The organism is Poseidonocella sp. HB161398 (assembly GCF_005870025.1).
Lineage (GTDB): Bacteria > Pseudomonadota > Alphaproteobacteria > Rhodobacterales > Rhodobacteraceae > Mangrovicoccus.
In genome coordinates this window covers 17091-43169 of record NZ_VATA01000023.1, presented here as the reverse complement: position 1 = coordinate 43169, position 26079 = coordinate 17091, and the positions used below count along the sequence as shown (strand labels likewise).

Sequence of the window (26079 nt, the reverse complement as noted above, 5' to 3'; positions counted from 1 at the left end):
TGTGACCCGGCCGGGTCCCCGCAGGCGGCGGCCCGGACCTGCAGGCTGGCCCGATCCGGATGCGGCCGGGACTCTGTCCCGCGGGCGGCCGAGTCGGGCCTTGGCTGCCACCAGGCGGAGCGTCCGGCAGAGTGGAATTATTTTCATAACTCAGCCTATCGAGGCCATTTTCACCCGCCAGCGGCATTTCGGTGAGACCCTCCTCCTGCGGGGTCCGCCCGAAGGTGGCACCCATGCCGCAGCGCGGCAGCAAGATCCGTCGTTCGGAGCTGATCGAAAGCGCTGCGCCCGCGAGGGCTAGGTGACGGAACATGGAGCAGTTCCATCAGGAGACAGGTATGTTATCGTAGAGGTATTTTCAGGGTCTGGCGGTGCCGGGAGGCCGAGCGATGACATCTTTCCTTTTCCATTCCAAAATTTGCGGGGGTTTCACACTCCTGCTGTCAGCGACCGCCTCGGCTGCCATCGGGCAGGACACGCCGCGCGACGGGTCCGTGCTGCCGCTGCCGCCCGCTCCCTTCACGGGCGTGATCACCGAGACCTTCGAGGGCTCCACCCAGGACTATCCGCAGCCGGTGGCACCGCCAGAGGGTGCGCCGAACGTACTGGTCATCCTCATCGACGATCTCGGCTTCGGCCAGCCGGGCACCTTCGGCGGACCGGTCCCGACTCCGGCCCTCGATGCGCTGGCCGCCGAGGGGCTGCGCTACACCCGGTTCCACACCACGGCGATCTGCTCGCCCACGCGCGCCGCGCTGCTGACGGGACGCAACCACCACCAGTCGGGCTTCGGCACCATCACCGAGCTATCCACCGGCTATCCGGGCTACAACAGCATCTGGCCGCGCTCGACGGCGACCATCGCGGAGATCCTGAAGGATCACGGCTACTCCACCGCCGCCTTCGGCAAGTGGCACAACACGCCGGACTGGGAAACCTCGCCGATGGGGCCCTTCGACCGCTGGCCGACCGGGCTCGGCTTCGAATACTGGTACGGGTTCCAGGGCGGCGAGACCAGCCAGTGGGACCCGCAGCTGTTCCGCAACACCACCCCGGTCGAGCCCGAGTTCGGCCCGGAAGACGGCTACAACCTCAATGTCGATCTCGCCGACGACGCGATCGCCTGGCTCGACCGGCAGCGGTCCATCGCCCCGGAGAAGCCGTTCTTCCTCTATTTCGCCCCCGGCGCCGTGCATGCGCCGCTGCATGTCGGCGAGGACTGGATCGCGAAATTCGCGGGCCAGTTCGACCAGGGCTGGGATGCGGTGCGCGAGGAGACGCTGGCGCGGCAGAAATCCATGGGGCTGGTGCCCGCGAACACCGACCTGACGGCGCGCCCGGCCGAGATCGCCGCCTGGGACTCCCTCGACACCGACGCGAAGAAACTCTTCGCACGGCACCAGGAGGTCTTCGCGGGCTTCCTCGCGCAGACCGATCACGAGCTCGGCCGGGTGATCGCCAAGGTCCATGCCCTGCCGGGAGGCGACAACACGCTGATCATCCTGATCGCGGGCGACAACGGCCCCAGCGCCGAGGGCAGCATCACCGGCACGCTCAACAACATCATGACCCAGAACGGCATTCCCGACACGGTCGAGGCGCAGCTGCCCGAGATCGACGAGATCGGCGGCCCGCTGCACGAGAACCACTATCCGGTCGGCTGGGCTTGGGCAGGCTCCGCGCCCTTCCAGTGGATGAAGCGCGTGCCCTCGCATTTCGGCGGCACCCGCAACGGCATGATCGTCAGCTGGCCCGCGCAGATCACCGACGACGGCGGCATCCGCACCCAGTTCCACCATGTCGTCGACATCGCGCCGACGATTCTCGAAGCCGTCGGCATTCCCGAGCCCTCGGTGGTCAACGGCACGGAGCAGACGCCGATGGCCGGGGTGAGCATGGACTACAGCTTCGGAGATGCGGATGCCCCCAGCACCCGCCACACCCAGTACTTCGAAACCGGCGGCCACCGCGCGCTCTATCACGACGGCTGGGTCGCGGCGTCGTTCCATGGCGCGCCCTGGGTGCTAAGCGGATCGGTCGGCTTCGACGACAGCGTCTGGGAACTCTACAACATAGAGGAAGATTTTTCCGAGGCGCATGACCTTTCCGCGGAAAACCCGGAGAAACTGGCCGAGCTCGAGGCGCTGTTCGACGAGGAGGCGAAGAAATTCGACGTCTACCCGCTCGATGACCGGTTCGCCGAGCGTGGCACGAACCCCGAGCGTCCCTCGGTCACCCGCGGCCGCACGCTGTTCGAATATGCGCCCGGCACGGTGCGGGTCCCCGAAGGCAGCGCCGCTCCGGCCTATCAGCGCTCGCATACCATCACGGCGGAAATCGAGGTACCCGAGGGCGGCGCCAGCGGCGTGCTGATCGCCAACGGCGGCTCTTCGGCGGGCTACACGCTCTACCTGGAGGACGGAGTGCCGGTCTACGAGTTCAACTATTTCGGCCAGGCACTCTACCGGGTTGCGGGCGAGACGCCGCTGGAGCCCGGCGCGCATACTGTTGCGATGGTCTACCGCCAGTTGCCGTTCGAGCCTGGCAAGGATGTCACCGGCGGCACCGCAACGCTGCTGGTCGACGGGGCCGAGGTGGCCGCCGAGGCGGTGGAGCAGGTCGTGCCGACGCGCTACTCGGCCACCGAGACACTGGATATCGGCATGGATCTCGGATCGACCGTCTCGCCGGCCTATCGCGCTGCGGCCCCCTTCGCCTTCTCCGGCACGATCGGCAAGGTCAGCATCGAGCTGCGCTGATCTGGCAGCGGCGACCGCAGGCGCTTGTGCTCGCGGCGGCCCACGGACCCGCACCTTGAAGTTTCGGTTATCCAGCAAGCCGACTGACCGACAGCAATCGGCGACAGCGCGCCCGGTCGACACCGATGAAGTTCCGTTCGCTTTGACCGGAAGGTGATCGGCCTCCATGGGCATTGCGCGTCACTCCATGCCCGGACAGCAGAGCCAGTAGACTGCTAGCTCGGCCTTCCGGCTGTCGTCCAGGCCCTGCTCCTCGAGATCGGCCCAGGTCTGGAACCGCAGGGCATGGCGGATCGTCGGGGCGATGTGAACCATCTCCGGCCTTTCCCCGAAGGCCGCGGCAAGTCCGGAGGCGACGCCATCCAGATAGGCGGCAAACTCCGCCATCGGCCCCTGCAGTGCCGGAACATGGGCGACGTCCTCGAACGATGCCTTCCACATCCGGCGCGTGCGCGAAAAATAGCCGTAGAAAACTGAAACCGCGATGTGAAATTTCTCCTGGGCATCGCCCGCCCCGTCCCACGAGGACGGGGCGGGCGGCGGATTCAGCGACAGCCAGTGTGACGTGCAGGCCTGGAATACCGCGGCCTCGTCGGGAAAGTGCCGGTAGACCGTCAGCCGCTGCACACCCGAGCGTTCGGCAATTGCGCTGATGGTCGTGGCCCGCGGGCCGAGTTCCTCGTGCAAATGCATCGTGGCCTCTACGATTTTCTGGCGGGTTTCCTCCTGCGACTTTGCACGCTCGCGCAGGCGGTAGGGACGCTTCTTCTCTGTCATTCAGTGATCATGCCTGATCATCGAATTATTGACAAGCCGAGCTCGAATCGCCTATGCGCTATTTTCACTGAACATATGTGATCATTGAAAATGAGGTCGACATGACACCGGTTTCCGAACCCGCCCTGCACCCGTCCCGAAGGGTCACAAATTCCTGGGTCGCATTGCCGTCCTGGCTTCCAGTCCCCGGCCTTGGCACCCTGCCGGTCAACGCCTTCCTGCTGAAAGGGTCCGAGCCAATGCTGGTCGATACCGGTCTCGGCGCCCTGTCGGACGCGATGGCCCTGCGCCTCGCCGAGGAGATCGATCTGGCGGATCTGCGGTGGATCTGGCTCAGCCATACGGACGCCGACCACATCGGGAACCTGGACCGCATCCTTGCCCTCGCGCCGAATGCCACGGTCGTCACGAACTTTCTCGGAGCGGGAAAGATGGGGATGCTGGGTGCGGGAAATCCGGCAAGGATGCGCCTGCTGGCGCCCGGCGAGATCTTCGAGGCTGGCGGACGGCGCCTCCACCAGGTCAGGCCGCCCTACTACGACGCGCCCGAGACGATGGGTTTCTTCGACGAGACCGACCGGGTGCTCTTTGCTGCAGACGCCTTCGGCGCGCTGCTGCCGGGCAGCGCGGAAACCATCGGTGAAATTCCGTCCGGGACGCTACGCGAGGGGCTGGTGGCCTGGTCGGGCGTGGATGCGCCCTGGCTGGCCCAGATGGACCGCGGCACGCTCGGCGGGATGCTGCGGGCGCTCGATGCGCTCGATCCGGCCCATGTGCTTTCGGGCCACCTGCCCGTGGCACATGGAATCGGCACGCTCACCGATATCCTGCGCAACGCCTATGGCCGGGGCACGAGCGCGTCCGTGACCGCCGAAACAGCGGATCAGGTCGCGGCAATCCTGGCCTGACTCCGGCTTTTGTACAGGACGCCGGATCCCGCACGGCACTGGCGGGCGGCGGGGCTGCCACTGCCGCGACCTGGGCCCTTCAACCGATCATCACCAAAGGAGAACCGACATGACTACAACTATCATCGAAACGAACAAGGCGACCGTCGCCCGCTTTCTTGCCGGCACGCATTCGCCGGATATCGCCGACGTGGAGGTGATCGACACCACCGTCGTCCCCCACATCACCTGCCACGGATTCCCCGGGTTCCCGAATGGCGAGTTCTTCGACCGGGAGAGCTACAAGGCGTTCTTCCGGATCTTCCGCGAGTCGTTCAGCCAGATGGCGTTCGAAACGACCAGGATGATCGCAACCGAAGAGTTCGTCTCGGCGCACTGGGAGATGGTGGGCGACGCATTCGGGTGCGTTCCAGGACATCCAGCCGGACGGAGCCCGGATCATCTTCGACGGTGTCGCGCTCTACCGCATGGAGAACGGCAGGATCGCCGAGACCTGGCTGACCATCAACGAGCCGCTGCTGCTGTCGCAGCTGGGCCGCAGCGCCGAGCACGCGGCCTGACTGCGCGGGGGCGGTCCGTTCCATTCCCTGACAAATCCGAAAGGAGAGACACATGGACACAAGCATCGTCAGCGACCGAGGCCACCGGGCACCGGCCAACTGCAAGGCGTGCCCGAGCCGCGGCACCTGCCGGGATCGGCCGGAGATTGCGATCCAGGTTGACGGCAAACCGGTGTCCCGACCCGCCCCGGACCATCGGCACGCCCGCTGGCTGGAGGCAGGGACATGACCCCCGTCCTGCTTTCTGTCACCTACACGCTGCGCGTCCCGCTCCCGGATTTCCTTTCCGGGGCCGGGGCTGCTGCGGCCGACATCGCAAGCACGCCTGGCTTCCTATGGAAGATCTGGGGCCTCGATCCCGAAGCTGGCCTGGGCACGAGCGTCTATCTCTTCCGTGACGCCACCGCCGCCGCGGCCTTTGCCGATGGTCCGGTGCTTGAAGCGTTGCGTCGCGGATCAGCTGACGAGGTGGTCACCCGCATCGCTCCGGTCGAAGCGGGACTGTCGGCCCTCACCGGCGCGGAGACGATCTTGGCACTTGCCGGAAGCGCAAGGCCGCCGCACTGACGCTGCGCCGACACGCCAGTCATGACGGCGGGGTGCCCCTGCCTGCGCCCGCCGCCTACGGCAGAGACGACACCGCTGGCGGGGATGGCTCCCGGCCTGCCGTGGGCGCACCCTTGCAGGGAAATGTCCATATGCCGTTTGTCTCCAAACAGGGATGCGGCGGCACGCCCGGGGCTCAGCCCGCAGCCACCTCGAATTTGCACTCCTTCTCCTTCGCCTCCAGGAACTTCGGCGGCAAGAAGCGCAGCACCCCGTTGGCAAACGTCGTTCTGACTTCACGTTAAGTTCGCCATTGTGATGCGATCAGCATGAGGGGCTCGCGGCGCAGCAGGCGTGCGAGCCATGAGCCATCCTGGATCGACTTTCGTGCCAGCCCTGTCCGATTGCCGCAGCTCAGAGTGGAGGCAACGGTGGCATTATTGATCGACACCCCATCGAGCATGCACAGGTTCTTTGGTAGAGTGGCACTAATGCCCGTGTTCGCCCATCCGGAGCTGCGGCGATCGATGCCGATCACGACAATCTAGTGGGCGGGTTGCGCTGCAAGACCATGGATTGGAGAATCCGGGCTCGGGCTGACCATCGCTGACTGTGTCGCCACTGCAACCGCCCCGTCAGGCCGTGGCCGGCCGTGGTATCCGCCCGCGCGGCGCCTTGCCCTGCACGAACCGCGCCACCCAGGGCGGAAGGACGGCCAGGACCTGCGTCATGGCTAGTGCCGCGGCAAATCCGATCACCGGCGCCAACAGGAAGAAGGCGAGGAAAGCCGAACTGCCGGGGTCGATGGCCAGAAGGAAGAAGAGTACCGACAGGACCCGCACATGGCTGAGATAGGCGAGGTAGCTGACCGGGGCCAGCCGGTCGCAGATCGCCTGTGCCCGCGTGTCCGTGAGCTGCCCGGCCAGGCAGAGGACAAGCGCGATCAGCCCTGCGCGCTTTGCCAGGTTGCTGGCCTCGGCAAGCTGCGGGTTCTGCAAGCCATGAAGGCCGAGGGCCAGCACGAGGACCGCGCTTGCCGCCGCGACGGGCAGCGCAAGCCGCGGCGCGGCGAGACGGGTCAGCCGCCAGCCCCGGCTGCGGGCATAGGCACCCGCGAGCATGAAGACGGGAATCGACGGGCGGAAGATGACCGGCTCCAGCGCATCGAAGAGCGCCGCGACCAGAACCACGGCGATGACCGCCGGCAGGACGGGCCGGATCCAGGTCCAGGTCAGCGCGATGATCGCGGAGGTGACGAAGAGATCGCGCAGGAAGCCCAGCGACGGCGCGACCATCGGCCCGGCCAGCCCGGTCACCGCATTGACCATGCTCATGGGGTCTTCGGGCTGCCACACGCCCCCGGCGCTGCTTTCCACCCCGGCCATATGCGCGAGGACCGCCAGAGCGATGAAGACGCAGTTCCAGAAGATCATCGGCACGACAAGGACCTGTGCCCTGCCCCGGATGAACTTGCCCGGCCGTCCCCGCTCCAGGCTCCGGACAATCAGGAAGCCGCTCACGAAGCTCAGGGCAGCGACGCTCGCCCGCGACAGCAGATCCACCCAGATCACGGACACCCAGGCAAGGCTGTCGCTCTGCAGGATGGTGTCCGCCTCGCCGCCCTTCCCCAGATCGGCATGTGCGTAGATCATGAAGAAGATGCAGAAAACGCGCAGGGAGTTTATCATCGAACTTTCCCGCTCCGAAAGCTCCCGCGGAAAAGACGTTTCTGTCCGCTCCTTAATCAAGGAAGGCACCTCCATCGGAAATCTCGCAAATAGGAAACAAGGCAAAAATTATCCCGGCAACAATTTCGTGGTCAGACGTGACACGACGTTCCGACGAAAATTAAATCAGTGCAAGTCCCCAGAGAAATAGCGTGCCCCATCGCCGCAGCCACTTCCGGCAAAGAGGTTCATTTTTCGGCAGAATTCCAGGTTCGGCACCTTGTAATTCTGCCGCAAGCTTTCTGCATACTGCTGCCGAGACATTCGCCGACGACACGCAGCGCTTCGGAATAAAGTTGGCAATATCAGGCGGGTCCGAGGTAGTTCCAGCCCGATCTGCAATGAATTGCTCGCTTCAATCTGGAGTCCGGATAGAAGGCCCCGCTGAAGGCAGGAAATTTTGATGCGCGCCGGTTGGCAATGCGACTATCTCGCGGGCAACGAGTTCCTGCAGTCGCCAGAGGTTCCGATCTCGGATTCCATGCTCCTCGAGTTTGGACACCGTTCGCTGGAGGTACGCAGCCGAAGAGCCCCAATTGCCGGCCGCTCGGGCGATAACGCGGGCAACTGCTTCAGCAGACTGCCTTCCGGCATAGGCAGGTCCATCTCTTGCGGCAACGAATGCAAGCACCTTGATGCGGCCTTCGCCAGTAGTGACCCATATCCATTTGGGGACATTGGTGGCCACTTTCGCGTCCACTTCTCTTTCAAGCAGCCGGATCAGCTGTGCCTTGTGGTCATGATCGGGAAGTTTGTAGGCAATGCCCACACACGAGCCGCCGCGGTCCAACGCCATCATCAGGCCTGGCGTGTCCATCGTACCGCGCCATCGCTTGACCACGAAACAGAACGAGCGGTGCCATCCGGCCGCAACCGCCCGCTGCGCTAGCTGGCTTTCGAAGTTGCGATTCCAGATCAGAGAGCCATACGCGAACAGCCAAAGCGGCGAGGGTTGATGCTGAAGCAGCAGCGCGTCAGCCATTGCCTCGAGATCTCTGTCGCTCGGATCCTCCATTCCCGGTTGCGGACCGGGATCCGGCTCAAGGCGCTCAACCAATGAGACGAGTTCGGGCGTAAGCGATAGGGACTTTGACCCGTATGCCATGCAGCGGAGCTTTCGAGGGACCTGAACAGGACATCACTGTCCATTCATCCGGGCGAATCGGAAAGGGTGAAGATAGTCGGGCGCCTCAATTAATTTCTGTTTTGCCCCGGGCGTATTCCTGGCGGCCTCCGAAAGCGGCGTGCGACGCAATTGAGAGGGTGCAAACCTGGGCCCATGAGGGGAACTCGATGCGCGCAATGGACATGCCACTGGCAGGCGCGAATGACGGTCCTGTCGGGAACATGCTATTTGGAGATCCGCTGCCGCTCTCCCCCCCGCGGGTCCGGAGGCCGAGCAGCCGGGACGCCGGTTTCCAGGGGCCGGCGCCATCTGGCAAATCGCGCCAGCGCGACCAGAAATCGTTCGCCATCGCCGCTCGGACCGATCGCGCGGCACAGCTCATTCCGCAGCACCGCCTCGCGAAGATCCGGTTGCCGCGCCCGCTGCTGCCACGCACGGCCCCATCGGCGCGGGCACCGGCACCCCAGGAGGCCATGCTCCCTAGTCTTCCACCTACGGCACCGGCCTGCGGCCGCGGTCCACGCGGGCAGCGACCGCGCCCTCGACTCGGCTTCGGCTCTCTCCCGCGGAAGTGCTGGCGGATTCCCCGGTCAAGGTTCCAGCCTGAAAGAAGCGAAGTTTCGCAGTGAGGGCTGGCCGCTTCTCCCCAGCATGCGGGGACAGTTCTGTGGATAAGTGGCGGCAGAGCCCTGCCCCGCAGGGGGACACCTGTCCTGCCTCAAACCTGTGCATCGGGACTGTGGTATCCGGCACCACCGTCCGGCGATCGCTCGGAAGCGAGGCACGGCCCCGCATCGGGTCTTCAATGAGAAGGACACATGAGGTGCCACCGGCGCCGGGTGCGAAGCGCAGCGGGGCAAGCCGTGATCTCCAGTTCAGCACGTCCGGCGATAGCGCCATGGGCGGCGGCTTCGACGCCGTCGGGATCTACGGCAGGACCGGCGCAGACACGGTTGCCGACGTTAGAGCCGCGCCCTCGTCGAACGCGGCATGGCAATGACTGTTTCCGGGACATCCGCCAATCCGGACCCCCGGGATAGGATGCCTCCATTGGCGGCAAAGACAGCGACATCACGCGCGAAGGGGGCACACCTTCTCGAGTGCGGGATAGGCGACCATGACTGCGCCCATCCCGGCAGGGCGTACACGATTCTGCCCCATGACCCTGCGCAGCTGCGTATGGCCCCTGCCCCGACCCGGACTTGGAAGCCAGTACCAGGAGCGCAGTTTCGGCCAAGATTAGAACTCTATGCTGCCGCTCCCGATGCCGACGCCGCCGAAGACCACGCGTTCCGGCCGGCCATTGCCATCATAGAGCACCGTCGCGTTTCCGCTGTTTCCTCCAGAGCAGTTGAGCGGGCTCAGTTCCTTTCCGCCGGGAGCCGGATCGTCGAAGATCCCCGTGCAGGTGCTGCCCCCTGCACTCAGCACGAGGGTGAAGCCTCCGCCGCTGCGGTCATTGACCGATGCGGATGCGGTCCCTCCTGAGGAATTCCGTCCGGTCCCGTAGCTGCCTTCTGTTTCGAGGCAGCCGGAGGCGAGTGCCGCAATCGGCAGGATGAGCAGAGATGTCTTCATTCGTGTTTCCTTCCTTTGGCAAGTCGGGGGATGCCCGGGCGCCGCGCCGGGCCTTCCGGCGTCCGGATTGCAGCTGCCGCGCAGCAAGCATCCTGGGGATGCCGGCTGCCGCATTCCGTCACCAGGCCCTCACGCGCCGCCCGGGCGGCAACCAAACGGGGTCCTGTTCCCCGATGCCGAAGGCCTCGTAAAAGGCGTCGACATGGCGGAGCGGAGCGACAGCACGGTAGAAGCCGGGCGGATGGTAGTCGGCGGCGACCTTCGTCCGGATGTAGTCCTCCGAAGATTTGCCGGTCCAGAACTGTGCCCAGGCCACGAAGCAGCGCTGGTCCTGAGTCAGGCCGTCGATCTCGACATCCTGTTCCGGATGCTCCGCCAGCCAGGTCCGCAATGCGAGATGCGCCAGAGTGATGCCGCCGACATCGGCCATGTTCTCGCGCACGGTCTGCGGGCCGTTCAGGAACAGTCCGGGAAGGGCCTCGAAGGCCTCGGCCTGGTCGATCAGCTTGCTTGCCTCGGCCTCGAAGGCTGCGGCGTCTCCGGCGGTCCACCAGTCGCGGAAATTGCCGGCGGCATCGTACTGCCGGCCCCCGCTGTCGAAACCATGGGTCATTTCATGACCCGCGACTGCGCCGAGGCGGCAGAATTTCAGCGCCGGGTCCATCTCCGTCGAAAAGACCGGCTGCTGCGTGATCGCAGCAGTGACCTCGAAGCGGTTGGCGGCGGGCTGGTAGGCGGCATTGACGGCGGTGGGCAGGGTCGTCCTCGAGGCGAACTCGTCGGTCGCCACCGGATGTCCCATCTTTCCGAGTGTCCTCTCCAGGTCGAATGCCGCGAGAGCCCGGATATTGGCCACCGACTCCGCCCCGATCGCGACCTGCGAGAAATCGATCCAGCTGTCGGGATATCCGACGGCGAAGACCATTTTTCCGTGCTTCTCCAGGGCCTCGTCCCGGGTTGCAGCCGTCAGCCAATCCAGGGTTTCGATCCTCTTGCCGAATTCCTCGTGAACCCTGCGGATGATTTCCGCCATCTCGGCGCGCGCGGCTTCCGGAAAGAACGCGTCCACATAGAGCCGGCTCGACGGATGCCCCAGGTATTCGGACAGAAGCCCCGGGACTTGTTCGTCGCGCGGCCGGTCCCTTGCCGTTCCGACCAGTGCGCGCGACAGCGCCAGGCCCGGGTCGCGGAAGGCCGGATCAAGGAATGCGGAGAACTTGGCGACGACACGGAAGCGCGCGTAATCCTTGAGATCCGCCATCGGCGCGGTTTGCCAGAGCTCTGCCAGCGCGCCGAGCGCGCGCGGTTCGTACATGACGAGGAATTCGGGGCGCGCGAACCCGATCTCGTCGAGATAGAGGCCGATATCCAGCGCAGGGATCATCGCCTGCACCTCATCGAAGTCCAGCTTGCCGTAGCGCAGGCGGGGGTCGTTGCCCTCCGCCGGGGAGAGCATGCCGGAATAGAGTGCGGTCTCGATCCGCAGCACGAGCGCGGCGATGCGCTCTGCCTCTGCCGCGTCATGCCCCGCGATCGCCATGGTGTCCTCCACGTAGCGCCGGTAGGCCTGCTTGCGGGAGTCGTCCTCCGGCAGGGCAAGCACCGGCAGGACGATCGTGGCAAGGCCGAACTCCTGTCCCGCCACGTAGAGGGCGTAGCGGCTGGAATCGGCCGGGTCCGGGCTGGGGCCGATGATGTTGAACAGGCCGGGTCCGCCTGTCAGTGCCTGCGCAGCCATGAAGCGGGTCATGTCGTCGAAGGTCACGATTGCGTCGATGGCCCCCAGGATGTCCTGAAGCGGGGCCAGGCCGCGCTCTTCGATTGCCGCAACGTCCATGAAGGCATTGTAGAAGCTGCCGACGAGCTGGACCGGACTGCCCTCCGGCGCCGAGGCCGCCCCGCTGCCCGCCTCTGCTGCTATGGCCGAGACCTGTCGCACCACGCGCTCGCCCATGATGCTGAGGATGTCCCAGTCCGCCATGTCCTCCGGACGGGACACTCGGTCGAGCCAGCCGCCGGAGGCATAGCGGTAGAAATCTTCGCCCGGCGCGACGGAACGGTCCATGTTGCCGGCCGAGAAGACCAGCTCGTCCGCCGTCACGGGCGGCAGGTCATCAGCCGCATGCGATGCCTGGACTGCTGCGCAAATCGCGCAGCCGAGAAGCAGGTACGGGAACTGGCGCGGCATGGGTCTTCTCCATTGGTTGCCGAAATCTCGCGGGACGGCTCTGGCGGGCTGCTCCGCGTACCGGGTCCGGGCCAGGGCAACTGCGCTTGGCGGCAGTTCAGCCGCCCATCCTGCCCAGCCCCTGCACGTTGCCTGCTTCGTCCGACAGGCAGCTCCAGCGGTCGTTCGAGCCTGCCCGCGTCATCATCACCCCGATCCCGGCCTCGCCCCAGAGAACGTCGAAGACGGCGACATCCGCCGTGGACACATTCGCGGTGCCGGCAAGTGCCTGCCTGCAGGCCGCCTCGGCGCGGCTCGTGTCCACGCCGCCCGTCGCGCCAGCCAGCGACAGGGCAGCAGGCGCCGGTCCTTCCTTCAGATAGCGTGCGGCAACCCAGCCGCGGGTCCCGCGCGGAGCCTCGACCTCGCACCAGCGCGATCCGCCTTCGCCGCGGCAGCCGAGGTTGCGCAGGGCAGTGCCGTCCGGAACCGCCGCAAGGACGCCGTGATCGGTTCCGGGACCGGAGCGGATGTTCAGCGCATCATCCGACGCTACGCCAGACACTTGCCACCAGTCCGGACCTCCGGCGTTTCCATCGGCGAAGTCTCCGGGCGCGGCGGCTATGGCAACCGACAGGATGTAGCGCGCGGCCTCGTCACGGCGCGCTGCGCTGCGCATGAGATAGACCCGGACCACGTAGTCGCCCGATGCCGGGAGCACGCCCTCGAAGCTGTTGCCGCCAATGGACCCTGTGAAGATCGCACTCTCGGTGCCAGATGCCATCACGTTGAAATAGGCGCCCGGATTGGTTGGCTCGAATTGCACTGTCATGGTCTGGCCAGCAGACGCGCCGAGCACGTAGTCGACGACTTCCTCGCCCCGGATGCCGCCGTGGAGGCTGGCGCTGCTCGTCCCCGGGGCAAAGGCGACACGTTCGGTCCTGATCTGCGCGAGAGCCGCCGACGCGCAGAGCGCGGCAAGTCCCGCCGCCGGAAGCGTCCGGCGAAAATTTGCGGTGAAAGGTCTTCGCGGCATGGTCTGCTCCATCTGGCGCGCGGCCCGTGCAGGCGGGCTCTGATCGCAGTGTCCCGCGGCCGGTGACTGTCTGTCTATCCGAATCCCGCCATGGGCGAAGGCAGCTGCGGACGTTCGCCCGCTTCAAGCCCTTGCCCTGGCGGTATCGCATGCGCCAGGATGCCTTGGGACTGCAGCTGGCGTCCGAGACCCGGACTGCGATCAACCGGCAAGGGAGTTTCGGCCGTGATGGTGTTTGACAGGGTGTTGACCGGTCTTGCGTCAATGTGCTGGCTGGCCCTGTCCGGCGTGACTGCAATCGGCGGCTTGCGCGAACCGGCAAGCCTGCCCGGAGTGAACATGGCCATGGCCGCTGTCTTTGCCGGTATCGCCGCATGGCTGGCCTGGCGCCTGGCGGCAATGGAGGCGGTGAGGCGCTGCCACCCGGACTGTCGGCAAGTCGGAAGGCTGATCGCAGCCGATGCCGTGGCTGCCGGGACGGCACTGCTCCTGGGTCTTGCCTGCCTCTCTGCGGCGGTCTTCCGCGTCTGGATCGAGATGCTTCCCGTCTTCGGCTAGCCGTGGCGCCTGCGGGTCCGCTTCAAGGTTTCCGAGGGCAGCTCGCCGAAGCGCCGCCTGTAGGCCTCGCTGCAACGGCCCAGATGGCTCAACCCCGACTCTAGCGCCGCGGAAGTGACAGTGGTGCCCTCCGAAGGCGCTGCCAGACGCGCCCGCATCTGGTCGAGCCTCATTTCCGAGAGCAGCCGGAGCGGGCTGTCGCCTGCCACGGCAGCGAAGGCCCGTTGCAGATGCCGCGGACTGACACCGGCCGCGGCGGCGATATCGGCGGTGGTCAGCGGATCGGCGAAGCTCGCGCCCATGAAGTCCTTCGCGCATGCAACGATACCCGCTTGGCCGACAGGATACGGAGGACGGGTCTCACCGCGCGACGGCAAGGCCAGGAGGTCGCCGAACATGTCGGCAATGAGCGCTTCGAAAAGTGCAGCGCGGCGGAAGGAAACGGGCACCGGGCCGGTGAAGGCCGCGAAGGTCAAATCCAGAAGCTGCCTGAGCCGCCCGGCGCTGGCAGCGTCCGGAAGATGCCAGCACCGTCCTGATCCGGAGGAGGCTTCCCGGTGCGTGGCAGAAAGCACCGTGTAGCTTCGATAGTGTCCGCCGGCGTCTGGCAGCAGCCTGCTGCGGCGCTCCGATGGGCCGACGGCGAAGATGTCCCCGGCACCGACCGCGCAGGTTTCCCGGCCAAGACGGACTTCGGACCTGCCTGCCAGGGGGATCGTGAGCGCGGTCCTTGCGTCCTCGCTGAAGCTTGCCGCGTGGCCGGTGGACAGGATCCGGGCGACTTTCAGCCCCTTGGGTCCAGCTGGAAGGATGGCATGCGAGAGGCGCCCGTCCCTGCCGAAGAAACGGAAGTCACTGGTTCGCGAGAACAGGTCCGGAGACGCGTCTCCGCATCGGTGGCCGAACTCGCGGCATTCAATCCGTGCTGCCTCGGGCATCCCCGTCCTTCTATCCGCTTGCGGCCGCGCCGGAGATCTGGCGCCGCTCTCGCCGCCACGATGCCACGATGCCACGATGCCACGATGCCACGATGCCACGATGCCACGATGCCACGATGCCACGATGCCACGATGCCACGATGCCACGAATTGCCATTCCTGCAATTGTTTCCTTCCGGCTTCGGAAGCCGCCTGCCCGGCATGCTGCTGCCCCGGGGCAAGGGGACGGCGGAAAGGACACCTTGGCGGAACTTGCGACCACTCTCGCTGCACCCTGCCCGCATCCGGGCCCGGGCTGCTGGACGCCACCGCGAGCGAGGACCGTCAGGAGCGCGACCACCGCAGAATGACCGCCATTCTCCCTGTCCGGGATCAGGCGGATCGGCGTCGCCTGTTGCGAGAAGCACTCGGACCATCAACAACTGCGCGCGAGCGGGCTGGACTTCGTCGCTGGTACCACAGAGCGCGCACGCTGGGTTTCGATCAGATACGAATGCAGGGATCATCTGATCAGCGGCCCTGACAGCATCCGGTCAAGGATTCCGGGGCATCTGGTCATTCCGAACCCCTAACCACGAGGCACTCAGCCTTGCGATCGCGCAGCAGGGAAGACATGCCGCTTCGATCCATTTCAGGCAGGACAGGCCAACGTGGGCACCGACAGGTTGCTAACGGAAGGTCGGCATTGACGGAGCGGAACGGGAAGGCGCAAAGCTGGAGCCCCATGGCCGCAAGGAGACGGCGCAATGAAAGCACGGCCCCGATGAAGCGCTATGTCCTCCCCGCCGCCATGGCAAGCATGATCCTGGCCTTCTGGCGCGTGCCCGACCTGCAGGAGATCGCCGCCGGCGTCGCGGTCTTCCTCTTCGGGATGTTCATGCTCGAGGACGGGTTCAAGCTCTTCGGCAGCGGTGCCATGGAGCGGGTGCTTGCGGGCGCAACTCGATCAAAGCTGCGCGCGTTGCTGTCGGGCTTCGTCACCACCTCGCTCCTGCAGTCGAGCTCGCTCGTCTCGGTCATCACGATCTCCTTCCTCAGCGCAGGCCTGATTACGCTGGCCGGCGGGGTCGGCATCATCTTCGGCGCCAATATCGGCACCACGACCGGGGCCTGGCTGGTCGCCGGGCTTGGCCTGAAGGTCGATATCGCCGCCTATGCCATGCCGATGCTGGCGCTCAGCATCCTGCTGGTCTTCCAGTCGTCGAAGCCGCTGCGCGGCGCCGGTCTCGCCCTCGGCGGGCTCGGCTTCCTATTCCTTGGCATCCATTTCATGAAGGACGGGTTCGACACATTCCAGAACCAGTTCGACCTGACCCGGTTTGCCCTGACCGGCATTGCCGGACTGGCCGTCTATGCTGTGATCGGCGCCGCCGCCACGGTGGCGATGCAGTCGAGCCACGCAACCATGGTGCTGATCCTGACCGCGCTGACCTCGGGGCAGCTGACCTACGAAAATGCGCTGGCGCTTGCCATCGGCACGAATGTCGGCACCACCGTCACCGCGATCCTCGCAGCACTCGGGGCCAACGTCCAGGGTCGGCGGCTGGCGCTGGCGCATCTGGTCTTCAACGCCCTCACAGCCGTCGTCGCCCTGACCTTCATTGCGCCACTTGCGGGCGCGGTCGACCGGATCGCGGCGGCACTCGGCATCGCGGCGGACGACTACACGCTGAAGCTCGCGGCTTTCCACACGGTCTTCAACCTGATCGGCGTTGCTCTGATGCTGCCGCTCCTGGACCAGCTGGTCGCCGCGCTGGAACGTTGGCTGCCGGACACGCTGCCGGAAACCAGCCGGCCGCTTTACCTCAACGAGGCGGTGTACGACCTGCCGCTGACCTTCGAGACCGCCCTGCGCAAGGAAGTGCGGCATCTCGCTGACAATGCCGTCGGGCTGATCCTGCGCGGGCTAAATCTCCAGGAAGAGGAGGTCTTTGCCAGCCAGGACCTCGACAGCACAGTGCGGACCGCCCGGACCGCGATCCTGCTCGATTACGACGACGCCTACGAACGCCGGGTAAAGTCGCTCCATGCCGCAATCCTCGACTTCTCAAGCCATATCGGCGACCGGGAATTCGCCCCGGAAATCGCCGACCGGGTCTACGAGCTGCGCGACGTGGCCGGAGATGTCGTGCAGGCTGTCAAATCGGTCAAGCACCTGCGCAAGAACGTCCAGCGCTACACGACGCGGTCGTTCGGCCTGACGACCGAGCTCTATGACGTGCTGCGGGCGGAACTGGCGCGGATCGCCGCCGAGATCCACGCGCTGTCGCTGGCCGATCCCGAGGAACGCAGCGCGCTCTGGCTAGACCAGGAACGTGCCCAGATCGAGCATGACGCGCGCGCCACCTCCGCGCGGGTCGACCGGCTGATCCGCTCCGACCTCCTGTCGGCGGAACGGGCAACCTCCTTCCTGAACGACTCGCACTACGCCTACGCGGCAATGCGCCTGCTGACAAATGCCGCGCGGCGCTGCTACATGGAACGCGACTTGGCCATGGCCGAAGTCGAGAAGCTGATTTCGCTCGACGAAGACGAACTGCCCCATCCAGGGGAACCTGACGCGGCCGCCGCGCAGCGCGGAGCAGGAGAGTAAACTGCCACCTAGGAGACCCGGCATCCTGCCGGTCTCGTTTAGCGGGAACTGACGCGATGGGCCTGAAAAAGCTGGCCGCCAAGCTTGCCGAGTACCGGTCCCGCCAGGAGAGAGGCAATGCGAGCGAGATCCGGCCGGACCATGTTGCGCGGATTCTCGACAAGCTGCACCGGAAGAAGAGCGCCCTGGCAGAGGCGATCGCCGACGGCCCCGACGGCGCGACGCGGGAGCGCCTAGAGCACAAGCTTGCGGTGGCGAGCGAGCAGATCGCCCGCGCCGAATGGCTGATGGAAGAACTCGGCCGGACCCCGCCCTCCGCCGACTGAGTTCGTCCGGGCACAGGGCAAGGACGGCGGCGCCACTCTGCTGCAGGCTCCGGCCCCCGGAGCCGCGCGGCCCGTACGGATCGACATCCGGATGACGACCTCGTCGAGATGCCATTTGTCCGCCAGAACCGGGCGATGCCTCCGGATCTGGGCGGCAAACTGACGGCCGAAGCGGCCCGGCCAGTCACGGATCGTCTCGTGGGAAACCGTCACGCCACGCTCGGCCATGAGATCCTCGACGTCGCGCCATGGATCGTCATCAAACCTTGATCCTGGCCACCTCATTGACTTGTAGCCAGCTGTCTATACGCAGACTTTTCTGCTCTGGCCGGGTGCAGATGGGCGTCGACAGAAATCCTCCACAAGAAGAGATTTCATTCATATAACTAGAGGCTTAGACAACAATCAGGTAGAGTCTCGGTTTGATGGCGATCCACACAATGGTGAAATTTCCGCAACGTAGCCTGATCAGGCGGTGCGGCTTTCATTGGCATGAGCTTGAGCAACGCCGACGACGAAAATGAAACCTTCGATGGCCTGAGGAATAGCATGGTGCAACCCTCTGCCTGAAGCCGACGCAGAGCATGGTCTCGGCTCGATCCACCGCCTCAGCCCCGCACGATCAGCAGGTCGCATGGCGGCCTCCGGATCAGCGCCTCGGTGAAGCTGCCGAGATGGCCCGGCACGAAGGCGGCGTGGGCGTGCGCTCCGACTGCGACTAGGTCAGGACGGAATGCGACCAGCTCGGCAGCGAAAGCCTCGGCGACCGGCAGGGCCACTGGGGCGGGCTTCGCCAGCCGTCTTGGCAGGACCTCGTCCAGCCACCACAGATCGAGGCGGGCGCGGGCATCGGACAGGAAGGGCGCCGCCAGTTCCGCGGTTCCCCCGGCTATCGTCCAGCCGCGGACCGGTACCGGCAGCGCATGAAATGCGTGCAGCTCCGCCCCGGGCGCGAGCTCCGCCGCCCAGCGGGCCGCGGCCGCCGAGGCTGGCGACAGGTCGATCCCGCAGAGGACACGACGCCACGCAGATTCCGGCGGTCCAGCGGCCAGCAGCACCGGCAGAGGCGTGGCACGGATGATCCGTTCGGCCGTGGTGCCCGAAACCATGTCCCAGAGCGGGCGGGGACGGTGCGTTCCGAGCACCACCAGGTCGGGTGCAACCTCGGCCATGATCCGGGAGAGCGTCTCCACCGGCGCACCGGTTTCAACATGCAGGTCCGAGCAGGCGACAGGGCCGGTAGCGCAGTGCCGCTCCAGCTTCAGTCGGGCGCCATCGGCGATCGCCCCTGCCACCAGTGCCGGCAAGCCGCTGTCGATCGCGGTTGCCACAACCAGCTCCGCCTCGTTCGCCGCCGCAAGCAGCTGCGCGCGCCGCAGCGCACCCTCAGACCGTGGCGAGAAATCCGTACAGGCCAGGATTTTCCTCATACCGGAGACTCCCTCCCGGGCGGAGCGGGCCGCGCCTGTCCGCCGATTGCAGAAGAATAGCGCATTTCGGGCAGTTCCGAGCTGACTTAGGTCATTTTTCCGTCGCACCCGATGGCTGGGAAAGAGAAGAGTGCGCCGCCGCAAGCCTCCATCGCAGCAACGGAAGGCGGAAGCCCATCAAGAAGATCGGGCAGGCGATGCCGCTGGGCACGTTTGCGGAACACGACCGCCCCGGCTTCGTGCAGTCCCGCGAGACGGCAAACGGTCTTGCCCAGATCAATCCCCAAAATCTTGAGGTCCATCAGATTTTCACCTCTCTCCACACGTGCCCGCAAGGATAGCCGCGGTTCGGCGGGAAGGCGGGTCATCCCATTGGCTCAACAGGGGACAGTGCCGGATCGAGGATCTACCAGTTCAGCAAGTAGCGTGTGAACCGTCCGCCTCCCGGGGCCCGTGCCACGACGCCCCGCTGCTCCAGATCAGTCAGATCCCGCGTTGCCGTTGCAGGTGAAACCTTCGCGATCTTGCCATAGGGCCCGGACGAGAGTCCCTGCTCTACCCGGCTCTCGCCTTCCGCGAAAAGACGGCGCAGAACCGACGGCGGACGTTCCGGCAGATCGGCATGTGCGGAGAGGAAGGCGTTGCGGCGCACGAGGAAGCGCGCCTCGCGCCCTGCCTCGCCGATTCCCGCCTCTAGCCGTTCCAGCAGCCACAGCACGAAGGGCGTGGCATCGATAGTGTGGTTTGCCACACGCCTTCCGGCCTGCAGGGCGGTATAGTAGCCGCGCTTGTCCGCCTCGATCTGCCGCGACAGCGAGAAAGGCAGGGCCGCTTCAGTGGCGAAGACATGCTCGACGATTGCACGGCCGATCCGGCCGTTTCCGTCGGCAAACGGGTGTATCGACTCGAACCACAGATACGCGAGCCCGGCGCGGACGGGCAACGGGTGCGTGTCGGCGGTGAGCCAGTCGAGGAAACGGTCCATCTCGAGCGCCATGCGCTCGGCGGGGGCGCGCTGTAGAGCACATCCCCGGGGCGGCCCGTGGGGCGGCGCACAATCTCCATCGCAAAGCTTCGCCCCCTCCCGAGCTCCTCGGCTTCGATGCCGTGGAACAGGAGTTCGTGCCAGCGCTGCAGAGTCTCCGAAGAGAGGCGCCCCTTGCCTGCGCGGGCTTCGAGCATCAGCTCGGCAATGGCATCGCTCCGCCGTTGCGGCAGGGCCTGGCGATGGGCGAGCGAGGCGACGACGGAGGCCTCGATTTCCGCAGGCGAAAGCGGTGCTCCTTCGATGGCGAAGCTCGCCAGCGCTTCTCCAATCACGGCTCGCAGGAAGACTTCCTCGCGTTCTACCGGGACCAGCCCGGCATGGAGGCCCTCGATCCTGCCGAGCCGTTCCATGACGCGTGCGAGCGGAATCTCTGTCAGGGCTGGATCATGCCGGAAACTCGGCCAGGCGGGAGAGTTCCAGATCTGCATGAGGCGATTGATGCCGACATTCCCATCAAAATGCAATGCAATGTGACGGGAATATTGCGTCCAATTCCCTCAAGCCACTGACACCGGCCGGACAATGGCCGATCAGCGAACTTTCGGGCCCGTGAAAAGCGAGGGGCGCGGCCCGTCATTCCGGTCTGCCCCGCTTGTCTGGCCGCATTGCGGAAGCGCGCCTTCGGGCGGGGCATCTTCCGCAGCTGCCGCCAGCCAGTCCGCCGCCTTCTGACTGGCGCTCGCCGCCCGGAAAATCCTTCGCCTGTCGTTGCGCAGCGCCCCCGGCCAGGTCTCGACATAGGCCACGCTCTGGCCGATCCTCCGGGACGATTTCGATCCGCGCAGCCAGCATGCTGGCGCCGATCTCTGCAACCAGTTCGGGGCAACCTGAAGTCCGGGCAGCGGAACTGTAGGCGGATATTCACTGCTCCGGCAGTCCGGGCGCAGCGGCGGGTGGAGACACCCACGGAAGCGCAGGTCCAGGTCGACTGGCCCAAGTTTCACGGTTATGTGCTGTGCAGCCAGGAGAGGGCCTCGTGGAGCGGAGTGCGCCTTGCCTGAATGCTTTCGGGACCGGGACCGACGCGCGGACCGGGATCGGCAGGTGGATCTTCTTTCGCGGCAGCGGGCGCCCTCCTCCGCGCTTGGAGCGCGGACACTGATCGACGCCCATGCGGGCCGCGACACCAAGGCGATGGCCCGATCAACAGACGGTGCCGGGAACCGCTATTCACTGCCCTCGGCCAGCTCGAGCGGTCCGTCGACTTCGAGCCTGATGCGCCCCCGCCCGGTGCGGACGATCCGGAGCCCGGCCTGTTTCTCCTCCAGCCTGCGCCGCAGGAGCAGCAGCCTGCTTTCCAGGTTATCCTTGACCTCGGGCATCCGCGCGCCCGCCACCAGCCGCAATTCGCGGTTGGTGAACTCGCTTCGGCCTTCGTTCACGTGCCATCCGGCCATCAGCTGCAGCAGCATCCCGGCGACGCCCTTCACGATATAGGTGCCGTCGATGAAAATGCTGTCGTCGTAGCCGTGATGCACAACCCGGATCGCGCCCCTGGCGGGGTCGGCCGCGGACGGGACCGACGAGACAGGGGCAGGGCTAGCCGGATCGGCCTCGCGCTCGCTGCATCCCAGCGCGGCAGCCGCCTGTCCTGCGAGGATGCACAGTGCCGCCTCGTCCTCCTCGCGGAATGCGAGCCGCTGCGCGCTCTCGACGAAGAGGACGCCGGTCACCGCTCCTCTGGTGCACATCGGCACGGCGATTTGGCTCATCGCTCCCGGCAGCGCCGGGAAGGCGACGGTTCGGGTGAGGTTCTCGGCCTCCTCCGGATCGGGACCGATCGCCCCGCCAAAGCGGCGCAGGCGGCTCATGTCGCTGACCTTGACGGGCCGGCCGCTTGCGGCAGCCGTGCCGATCATCCCCTCGCCGTCCGCGATCTCCGATCCAAGCCCGGAGCGCGCGTAGCCCGTGCTGCCGGTGGTGACGAGCGCGCCAGTGCGGGTGTCGCGCAGCAGCACCAGCGCATGGCCGTAGCCGAGGACCTGCCGCACGCTGGCCAGCAGGGCGTCGATGACCTCGCCCGCGCCGGCCTGCCGCCCCAGCTCGGCGACGGCCCTGGCGAGGGCGGGCAGGCTGACCGGCGGGCGGCTTGCCGCGCCGGGACCCGCCTCCACTGGCGAGGGCACCTGCTCGATGCCCCTGACCCGGAAGATGTCGGCGCTGCGGAGCCGCATCACCTCCGACATGCCGACCTGCGCGCTCGTCGCCCGGAGGTCGCGCGCGATCCGCTCGAAAAGTTCGCCGGAATCGACTGACCGCACGAAACTGATATCGAGGAGGAACTGCTCGCCGGTGAAACCGTCCACGAGGATTAACGTGACGGCCGGATTGGCCCTCACATTCGCGGCCGTCTTGGCGAAGAACTGGTTCGACAGCGCCACATGCTCCTCGTCGACGCGGACCACATGCGACAGGTAGGAGACGTTCGGCATGCCGTCCGCCGAGGCGGTGGCAATGATCGAGGGAATGACGCCCTCGAAACAGGCGGAGAGATCCGGCAGGCGCAGGCTCATTGCGGCGCAGTCCCCGCCCGCATCCCGGCCAGCGGCCCCGGCGTCTGGACGTAGATCTCGCTGACCGCCAGCCGCGCCACGCACGCGCCGCGCGCTGTCAGCCAGGGGAGGATCATGTGGGGCGCGACGCCGAGGCCGGCGAGCTCCGCGGTTGCTGCAGCCATGAACGCCTCCGAGCGGACAAGGTCTGCGTCCAGCGTTGCGCGCATCCGGGCCATGCCCTTCAGCTGGAAGCTGACATAGTCCGAGGGGCTGACGAAGGTGGCGGCCATCCGGCCGGTCTCCTCGATGCCGCGCGCGATCTCCGGCCATTGCCAGCCCGAGAAGATCACGTCGATGGTCTCCCGGTCGCCGAGCAGCTCGAAGCCAATGCCGCGCCCCGCGGCCGGCCGGCCCGCGCTGTCTGCCGCCGCGATGATGCACATCAGCGGCTGCCCGAAGAAGTCGATGAGGTCGTCGTCGATCCGCAAGCCCGTCCTCCCCCGACCGTTCCGGTCCGTCTTAGCAATTTATTAGTATATCCTGCTCCTCGCTGCGCATCCATTTAGGAACGCGTCCGGCCGCGATGGGCTAAGCACAGTGCCACACCGGCCCGCGATGCGGCGGCAGACCCCGCCCGGGCCAATCCGAAACCGACCCAGGACAGGAAACGGTCCATTGCAGGGAGACCGGAGGATGACGCATGTCCCTTCGCAGGAAGACAAGATGACACTGACCGAGAAGCAGCTCGGCGCCTATCTGGCGCGCATCGGCATGGAACGGCCCCGGACGCCCGACAGCCGCAGTCTCGCGGCGCTGCACCGCGCCCACTTGATGGCCTTCAGCTGGGAGGCGATCGACGCCTTCATGGGGTGGCCCTCGGACATCGCCCCCGATGCCGCCTTCGCCAAGATGGTGGGGCAGCGCCGCGGCGGCTGGTGCTACGAGATGAACGGGCTTTTCGGCGCGGCCCTCTCGGCGATGGGCTTCCGCGTGACCCGGCTCTGCGGCGGCGTCAACCGCGAGATCCTCGGCGATGCCGCCATCGGCAACCACCTGACGCTTCAGGTCGACCTCGACGGTCCCTGGCTCGCCGAGGTCGGCGTCGGCGACGCCATCCTCGAGCCGGTTCGGATGGTGACGGGACCGGTGAGCCAGCGCGGCTTCGGCTTCTCGATCGCGCCTGCGGGGGATGGCTGGCTGCGCTTCTCCAACCATGCGCGCGGCATGGCGAAGAGCTTCGACTTCCGTCCCGGCCACGGCGGCGAGGCGGAAATGGCGGCCTCCCATGCCTGGCTAATGCGCGATCCGGGCTCGCCCTTCGCCAACGCGCTCGGCGTGCTGCGGCACACCGGGGACGGCTATGTCTCGCTGCAGGACGACAGGCTTCGGCGCGTAAATGCGCACGGGATCAGCGAGCGCCGCGTCGCCGGGGCCGGACAACTCGCCGAGATCTTCGACTCGGTCTTCGGCCTCGACGTGCCGCAGGTGGCCGAAGTATGGGACCGCGTCCGCGAGGCAGTCCGGGACCGGGCGGCCTGAGCCCGGAACTCCGGCGGGCGCTTGCCCGGGCGCCCGCCGCCTGTTTCGCGTTGCGCAAGGTGCCGGACATTGGCCGCGCGGCAAGTCAGCGGGACGGGGCATGCCGGGAATTGCAGCAGCCCGGGGACCGGTATCCGGGCCTAAACCAGTCCTCAGCGAGAACAGAATTCATCTGTCTGTATCCTGGTCGTCTCTGGTCGGCTTCGGTGCAGCCATTCGATCGCGGATCGCTCGGATCGGCTCGGAGGTCTGCGAACTGCCGTTCCTTGTGGATCAGGTCGCGGCAGAAGACGCTCGGCACAACCTGAAGATTATTTGATGTTAGGCTAATGACAGTTGCCGAATCCGCAGTACAGTCATGGTGCCGACTTTCCGAGTCGGTGCTTCCTACGGCGATTTCCTCATTGATCGGTGCCGCTGCGGTTGATTCGTGGCGGCACTACTTTTGGAATTCCGGTTTCCATCTCCAAACCTGGTCGTCACAAATCTGTAACACAACCTTAAGAAGAGTTGACGGGCAGCCGGATTCACATTCTGCATTTCAGATACAGCCGGATGCCGCTCTCCCGGGTTGGCACCCTTCCGGCTTACCCCAAGTACTTTGCCGCCACGTGTAGACCGTGGCGGCACTTTTGGGGATGAGTACCCAAGAACGGCGAACGACGTGCCCTTGGCTCGCAAATCAGGTCGTATCTTCAGTTGTTGCAAATACCGCCGCCGAACTATCCAAAGCCCTTGTCTGGACTGCCCCCGCCGACGGGTCCTTGCCGCTGTGGTGGATCACCATCACATCCGCCCCGGTCGCTGCACGGACATTTCCAGGTTTCCTCAGGCGGGAGCTCGCCCCCTTCAGTGCCTCGATCAGCGTTTCGGCATCACCGTCCCCGCAGAAGTCCACCGTTCACGGCAGTAGCAGGAACGCACTGCCCCCGCTCCGCCGCTCCGGATTCTTCCGCCAGCGGGCCTCTAGCCCGCTGCAGCCGCCGTGCCCGCCCTCGGCTGCAATGTGGACCGCCTGCCCTTCATGCTCGCCACGCGGGCGCCTTGCTGGTCCTCTGCGCCACCGGCAATGTGCAAAGAGAGGTCCAGCGCAAAGAACATCTCGCCCACGTTCGGCTCGCCACAGACCACGGCGAGGCTTCCGCTCTGTATGCAATCTTTCACCTGATAGCGCGCCTTCAGGGGCAGCTTGACGGCAGCCAGCGGCTTCAGCGCACCTCGAAAGATCGCGGCGCGATTCCCGGATAGATTCCCGCAAGTCCTGCCGAGCGTACATCTGGGCAGTGCCGCCGTGCAGATCCTCCAGTACGGTGACGACGGGTGATCTGGTGCTTCTCTTGCATAGGCCGACCGTCGCGCCGCAGACTACCTTTCAGGCCATTTTATGGCGAAATGGCGCATACTTAGAGATAGACAGCCAGACCCTCTTCTGGCTAGGGTTGCAGTTGACCACATACTCACAACCAAGCTCATCCCCGCTCACAGTGACCGCTGTGGGCGGGGTTTTATAGTCTGCGGCATTTCTGACGGTTTTCGGGGAAACGGCAGCTGCGCTAGTTTCCGAACTGCCAACTACATTGTGGCTACGAGTTTCGACCCCGGCCTCCCCCTCGTGAGAGCCCCAGCGCCGCGCTCATCGACAGGGCGCGACGATGTCGAGTCCGACCGCGCCGCGCATCAGGCTGCACAGGATTTCGGCCAACAGCACGGCCAGAACCGGCAGCACCCCGACCGCCCAGGCCAGATGCTCGGCCAGCGCCAGTCCCAGCAGGGATTTCTTGAAGCCATCGCTTTCGATCCGGTCCATGCGGCCCACCCTACCGGCAGTCCGTCCGAAGCTTGCGCCGGAGCGCCCGACAGCGATGCGGCGCAGGGCCAGCCATCCCCGCGCCGGTGCCGGGACGACGGGCTGGCCCGATCCGGCGGCGGCCGGGACACTTCTCCGCGGGTGGCCGGGTCGGGCCCTGC

22 protein-coding genes and 2 pseudogenes are annotated in these 26079 nt (G+C 66.0%); 8 read left to right on the top strand and 16 right to left on the bottom strand.

The features are described from left to right. Window positions 1-389: 389 nt before the first annotated feature. Window positions 390-2759, top strand: a complete 2370-nt coding sequence (locus tag FGX59_RS18440) for an arylsulfatase (RefSeq protein ID WP_138468600.1) — start codon at window positions 390-392, stop codon at window positions 2757-2759. Between the two features lie 180 nt (window positions 2760-2939). Here the strand turns inward: FGX59_RS18440 and FGX59_RS18435 are convergent, their stop codons facing one another. Next, window positions 2940-3536 carry a TetR/AcrR family transcriptional regulator gene (locus FGX59_RS18435; protein ID WP_206078386.1) on the bottom strand — a complete coding sequence of 199 codons (597 nt, stop codon included), beginning with the start codon at window positions 3534-3536 and terminating at the stop codon, window positions 2940-2942. 101 nt (window positions 3537-3637) lie between these two features. Here FGX59_RS18435 and FGX59_RS18430 point away from each other — a divergent pair, with 101 nt between their 5' ends. Beyond that, window positions 3638-4444, top strand: coding sequence for an MBL fold metallo-hydrolase (locus FGX59_RS18430; RefSeq protein ID WP_138468599.1), 807 nt, complete (start codon window positions 3638-3640; stop codon window positions 4442-4444). 79 nt (window positions 4445-4523) lie between these two features. Here FGX59_RS18430 and FGX59_RS18425 read toward each other — a convergent pair whose 3' ends face one another. Further along, window positions 4524-4886, bottom strand: coding sequence for a hypothetical protein (locus FGX59_RS18425; RefSeq protein ID WP_138468598.1), 363 nt, complete (start codon window positions 4884-4886; stop codon window positions 4524-4526). Here FGX59_RS18425 and FGX59_RS18420 point away from each other — a divergent pair. Beyond that, window positions 4861-5004, top strand: coding sequence for an ester cyclase (locus FGX59_RS18420; RefSeq protein WP_138468597.1), 144 nt, complete (start codon window positions 4861-4863; stop codon window positions 5002-5004). The two genes, FGX59_RS18425 and FGX59_RS18420, sit on opposite strands and share 26 nt — an antisense overlap. Before the next feature lie 225 nt (window positions 5005-5229). Continuing rightward, window positions 5230-5571, top strand: coding sequence for a YdhR family protein (locus FGX59_RS18415; RefSeq protein ID WP_138468596.1), 342 nt, complete (start codon window positions 5230-5232; stop codon window positions 5569-5571). Window positions 5572-6185: 614 nt separating this feature from the next. Here the strand turns inward: FGX59_RS18415 and FGX59_RS18410 are convergent. From FGX59_RS18410 to FGX59_RS38775, 5 genes are all read right to left on the bottom strand, one after another. After that, window positions 6186-7238 carry an acyltransferase gene (locus FGX59_RS18410; RefSeq protein WP_171060706.1) on the bottom strand — a complete coding sequence of 351 codons (1053 nt, stop codon included), beginning with the start codon at window positions 7236-7238 and terminating at the stop codon, window positions 6186-6188. A 394-nt stretch (window positions 7239-7632) separates the two neighbouring features. Continuing rightward, entirely contained in the window at window positions 7633-8259 is a 627-nt protein-coding gene (locus FGX59_RS18405; protein ID WP_206078385.1) for a gamma-glutamylcyclotransferase, read from the bottom strand. Between the two features lie 1383 nt (window positions 8260-9642). Continuing rightward, window positions 9643-9981 (bottom strand): hypothetical protein, encoded by a 339-nt coding sequence (locus FGX59_RS18400; RefSeq protein ID WP_138468593.1) that lies wholly within the window; start codon window positions 9979-9981, stop codon window positions 9643-9645. A gap of 118 nt (window positions 9982-10099) precedes the next feature. After that, entirely contained in the window at window positions 10100-12046 is a 1947-nt protein-coding gene (locus FGX59_RS18395; RefSeq protein ID WP_240722562.1) for a M13 family metallopeptidase, read from the bottom strand. A 220-nt stretch (window positions 12047-12266) separates the two neighbouring features. Continuing rightward, window positions 12267-13196 (bottom strand): SH3 domain-containing protein, encoded by a 930-nt coding sequence (locus FGX59_RS38775; protein ID WP_240722550.1) that lies wholly within the window; start codon window positions 13194-13196, stop codon window positions 12267-12269. 213 nt (window positions 13197-13409) lie between these two features. Here FGX59_RS38775 and FGX59_RS18385 point away from each other — a divergent pair, with 213 nt between their 5' ends. Further along, window positions 13410-13742: a hypothetical protein gene (locus FGX59_RS18385; protein ID WP_138468591.1), complete on the top strand. Its 333-nt coding sequence runs from the start codon at window positions 13410-13412 to the stop codon at window positions 13740-13742. Here the strand turns inward: FGX59_RS18385 and FGX59_RS18380 are convergent. Then, window positions 13739-14680: an AraC family transcriptional regulator gene (locus FGX59_RS18380; protein ID WP_138468590.1), complete on the bottom strand. Its 942-nt coding sequence runs from the start codon at window positions 14678-14680 to the stop codon at window positions 13739-13741. The genes FGX59_RS18385 and FGX59_RS18380 overlap by 4 nt on opposite strands. A 763-nt stretch (window positions 14681-15443) precedes the next feature. Here FGX59_RS18380 and FGX59_RS18375 point away from each other — a divergent pair. Together FGX59_RS18375 and FGX59_RS18370 are read left to right on the top strand one after the other, a co-directional pair. Continuing rightward, complete coding sequence (locus FGX59_RS18375; RefSeq protein ID WP_138468589.1) at window positions 15444-17273, top strand: Na/Pi cotransporter family protein; 1830 nt, start codon at window positions 15444-15446, stop codon at window positions 17271-17273. Window positions 17274-17329: 56 nt separating this feature from the next. Further along, window positions 17330-17599: a hypothetical protein gene (locus FGX59_RS18370; RefSeq protein ID WP_138468588.1), complete on the top strand. Its 270-nt coding sequence runs from the start codon at window positions 17330-17332 to the stop codon at window positions 17597-17599. 90 nt (window positions 17600-17689) lie between these two features. Here FGX59_RS18370 and FGX59_RS18365 read toward each other — a convergent pair. The 7 genes and pseudogenes from FGX59_RS18365 to FGX59_RS18340 form a co-directional block, all read right to left on the bottom strand. Further along, window positions 17690-17842, bottom strand: a pseudogene (locus FGX59_RS18365) (IS6 family transposase); the annotation flags it as partial. Between the two features lie 365 nt (window positions 17843-18207). Beyond that, window positions 18208-19029, bottom strand: coding sequence for a universal stress protein (locus FGX59_RS18360; protein ID WP_138468587.1), 822 nt, complete (start codon window positions 19027-19029; stop codon window positions 18208-18210). 86 nt (window positions 19030-19115) lie between these two features. Continuing rightward, window positions 19116-19331 (bottom strand): hypothetical protein, encoded by a 216-nt coding sequence (locus FGX59_RS18355; protein ID WP_138468586.1) that lies wholly within the window; start codon window positions 19329-19331, stop codon window positions 19116-19118. A 104-nt stretch (window positions 19332-19435) separates the two neighbouring features. Then, the gene (locus tag FGX59_RS38770; protein ID WP_240722548.1) at window positions 19436-20026 is read right to left on the bottom strand and encodes a Fic family protein; all 591 of its coding nucleotides are present in this window, start codon (window positions 20024-20026) and stop codon (window positions 19436-19438) included. Between the two features lie 296 nt (window positions 20027-20322). Continuing rightward, window positions 20323-20505: pseudogene (locus FGX59_RS38765) on the bottom strand (DUF4172 domain-containing protein); the annotation flags it as partial. A 738-nt stretch (window positions 20506-21243) separates the two neighbouring features. Further along, window positions 21244-22590, bottom strand: a complete 1347-nt coding sequence (locus tag FGX59_RS18345; RefSeq protein WP_138468585.1) for a GAF domain-containing protein — start codon at window positions 22588-22590, stop codon at window positions 21244-21246. Further along, window positions 22587-23060, bottom strand: coding sequence for a pyridoxamine 5'-phosphate oxidase family protein (locus FGX59_RS18340; protein ID WP_138468584.1), 474 nt, complete (start codon window positions 23058-23060; stop codon window positions 22587-22589). The genes FGX59_RS18345 and FGX59_RS18340 overlap by 4 nt, the downstream gene beginning before the upstream one ends. A gap of 235 nt (window positions 23061-23295) precedes the next feature. On the opposite strand from FGX59_RS18340, the gene FGX59_RS18335 reads away from it, so the two are divergent. Then, entirely contained in the window at window positions 23296-24111 is an 816-nt protein-coding gene (locus tag FGX59_RS18335; RefSeq protein ID WP_206078384.1) for an arylamine N-acetyltransferase, read from the top strand. Between the two features lie 1633 nt (window positions 24112-25744). Here FGX59_RS18335 and FGX59_RS37615 read toward each other — a convergent pair. Continuing rightward, entirely contained in the window at window positions 25745-25918 is a 174-nt protein-coding gene (locus FGX59_RS37615) for a hypothetical protein (RefSeq protein ID WP_171060703.1), read from the bottom strand. Window positions 25919-26079 lie beyond the last annotated feature (161 nt).

What these genes read in the sequence shown, in the direction of transcription:
- FGX59_RS18345 (WP_138468585.1), bottom strand. Translation starts at nt 22,590, where the DNA reads ATGAGCCTGCGCCTGCCGGATCTCTCCGCCTGTTTCGAGGGCGTCATT.
- FGX59_RS18405 (WP_206078385.1), bottom strand. Translation starts at nt 8,259, where the DNA reads ATGGCTGACGCGCTGCTGCTTCAGCATCAACCCTCGCCGCTTTGGCTG.
- FGX59_RS18335 (WP_206078384.1), top strand. Translation starts at nt 23,296, where the DNA reads ATGACACTGACCGAGAAGCAGCTCGGCGCCTATCTGGCGCGCATCGGC.
- FGX59_RS18400 (WP_138468593.1), bottom strand. Translation starts at nt 9,981, where the DNA reads ATGAAGACATCTCTGCTCATCCTGCCGATTGCGGCACTCGCCTCCGGC.
- FGX59_RS18380 (WP_138468590.1), bottom strand. Translation starts at nt 14,680, where the DNA reads ATGCCCGAGGCAGCACGGATTGAATGCCGCGAGTTCGGCCACCGATGC.
- FGX59_RS18360 (WP_138468587.1), bottom strand. Translation starts at nt 19,029, where the DNA reads ATGAGGAAAATCCTGGCCTGTACGGATTTCTCGCCACGGTCTGAGGGT.
- FGX59_RS18435 (WP_206078386.1), bottom strand. Translation starts at nt 3,536, where the DNA reads ATGACAGAGAAGAAGCGTCCCTACCGCCTGCGCGAGCGTGCAAAGTCG.
- FGX59_RS18425 (WP_138468598.1), bottom strand. Translation starts at nt 4,886, where the DNA reads ATGATCCGGGCTCCGTCCGGCTGGATGTCCTGGAACGCACCCGAATGC.
- FGX59_RS18375 (WP_138468589.1), top strand. Translation starts at nt 15,444, where the DNA reads ATGAAGCGCTATGTCCTCCCCGCCGCCATGGCAAGCATGATCCTGGCC.
- FGX59_RS18415 (WP_138468596.1), top strand. Translation starts at nt 5,230, where the DNA reads ATGACCCCCGTCCTGCTTTCTGTCACCTACACGCTGCGCGTCCCGCTC.
- FGX59_RS18440 (WP_138468600.1), top strand. Translation starts at nt 390, where the DNA reads ATGACATCTTTCCTTTTCCATTCCAAAATTTGCGGGGGTTTCACACTC.
- FGX59_RS18410 (WP_171060706.1), bottom strand. Translation starts at nt 7,238, where the DNA reads ATGATAAACTCCCTGCGCGTTTTCTGCATCTTCTTCATGATCTACGCA.
- FGX59_RS18355 (WP_138468586.1), bottom strand. Translation starts at nt 19,331, where the DNA reads ATGGACCTCAAGATTTTGGGGATTGATCTGGGCAAGACCGTTTGCCGT.
- FGX59_RS38770 (WP_240722548.1), bottom strand. Translation starts at nt 20,026, where the DNA reads ATGGCGCTCGAGATGGACCGTTTCCTCGACTGGCTCACCGCCGACACG.
- FGX59_RS18370 (WP_138468588.1), top strand. Translation starts at nt 17,330, where the DNA reads ATGGGCCTGAAAAAGCTGGCCGCCAAGCTTGCCGAGTACCGGTCCCGC.
- FGX59_RS38775 (WP_240722550.1), bottom strand. Translation starts at nt 13,196, where the DNA reads ATGGAGCAGACCATGCCGCGAAGACCTTTCACCGCAAATTTTCGCCGG.
- FGX59_RS37615 (WP_171060703.1), bottom strand. Translation starts at nt 25,918, where the DNA reads ATGGACCGGATCGAAAGCGATGGCTTCAAGAAATCCCTGCTGGGACTG.
- FGX59_RS18395 (WP_240722562.1), bottom strand. Translation starts at nt 12,046, where the DNA reads ATGGACCGTTCCGTCGCGCCGGGCGAAGATTTCTACCGCTATGCCTCC.
- FGX59_RS18430 (WP_138468599.1), top strand. Translation starts at nt 3,638, where the DNA reads ATGACACCGGTTTCCGAACCCGCCCTGCACCCGTCCCGAAGGGTCACA.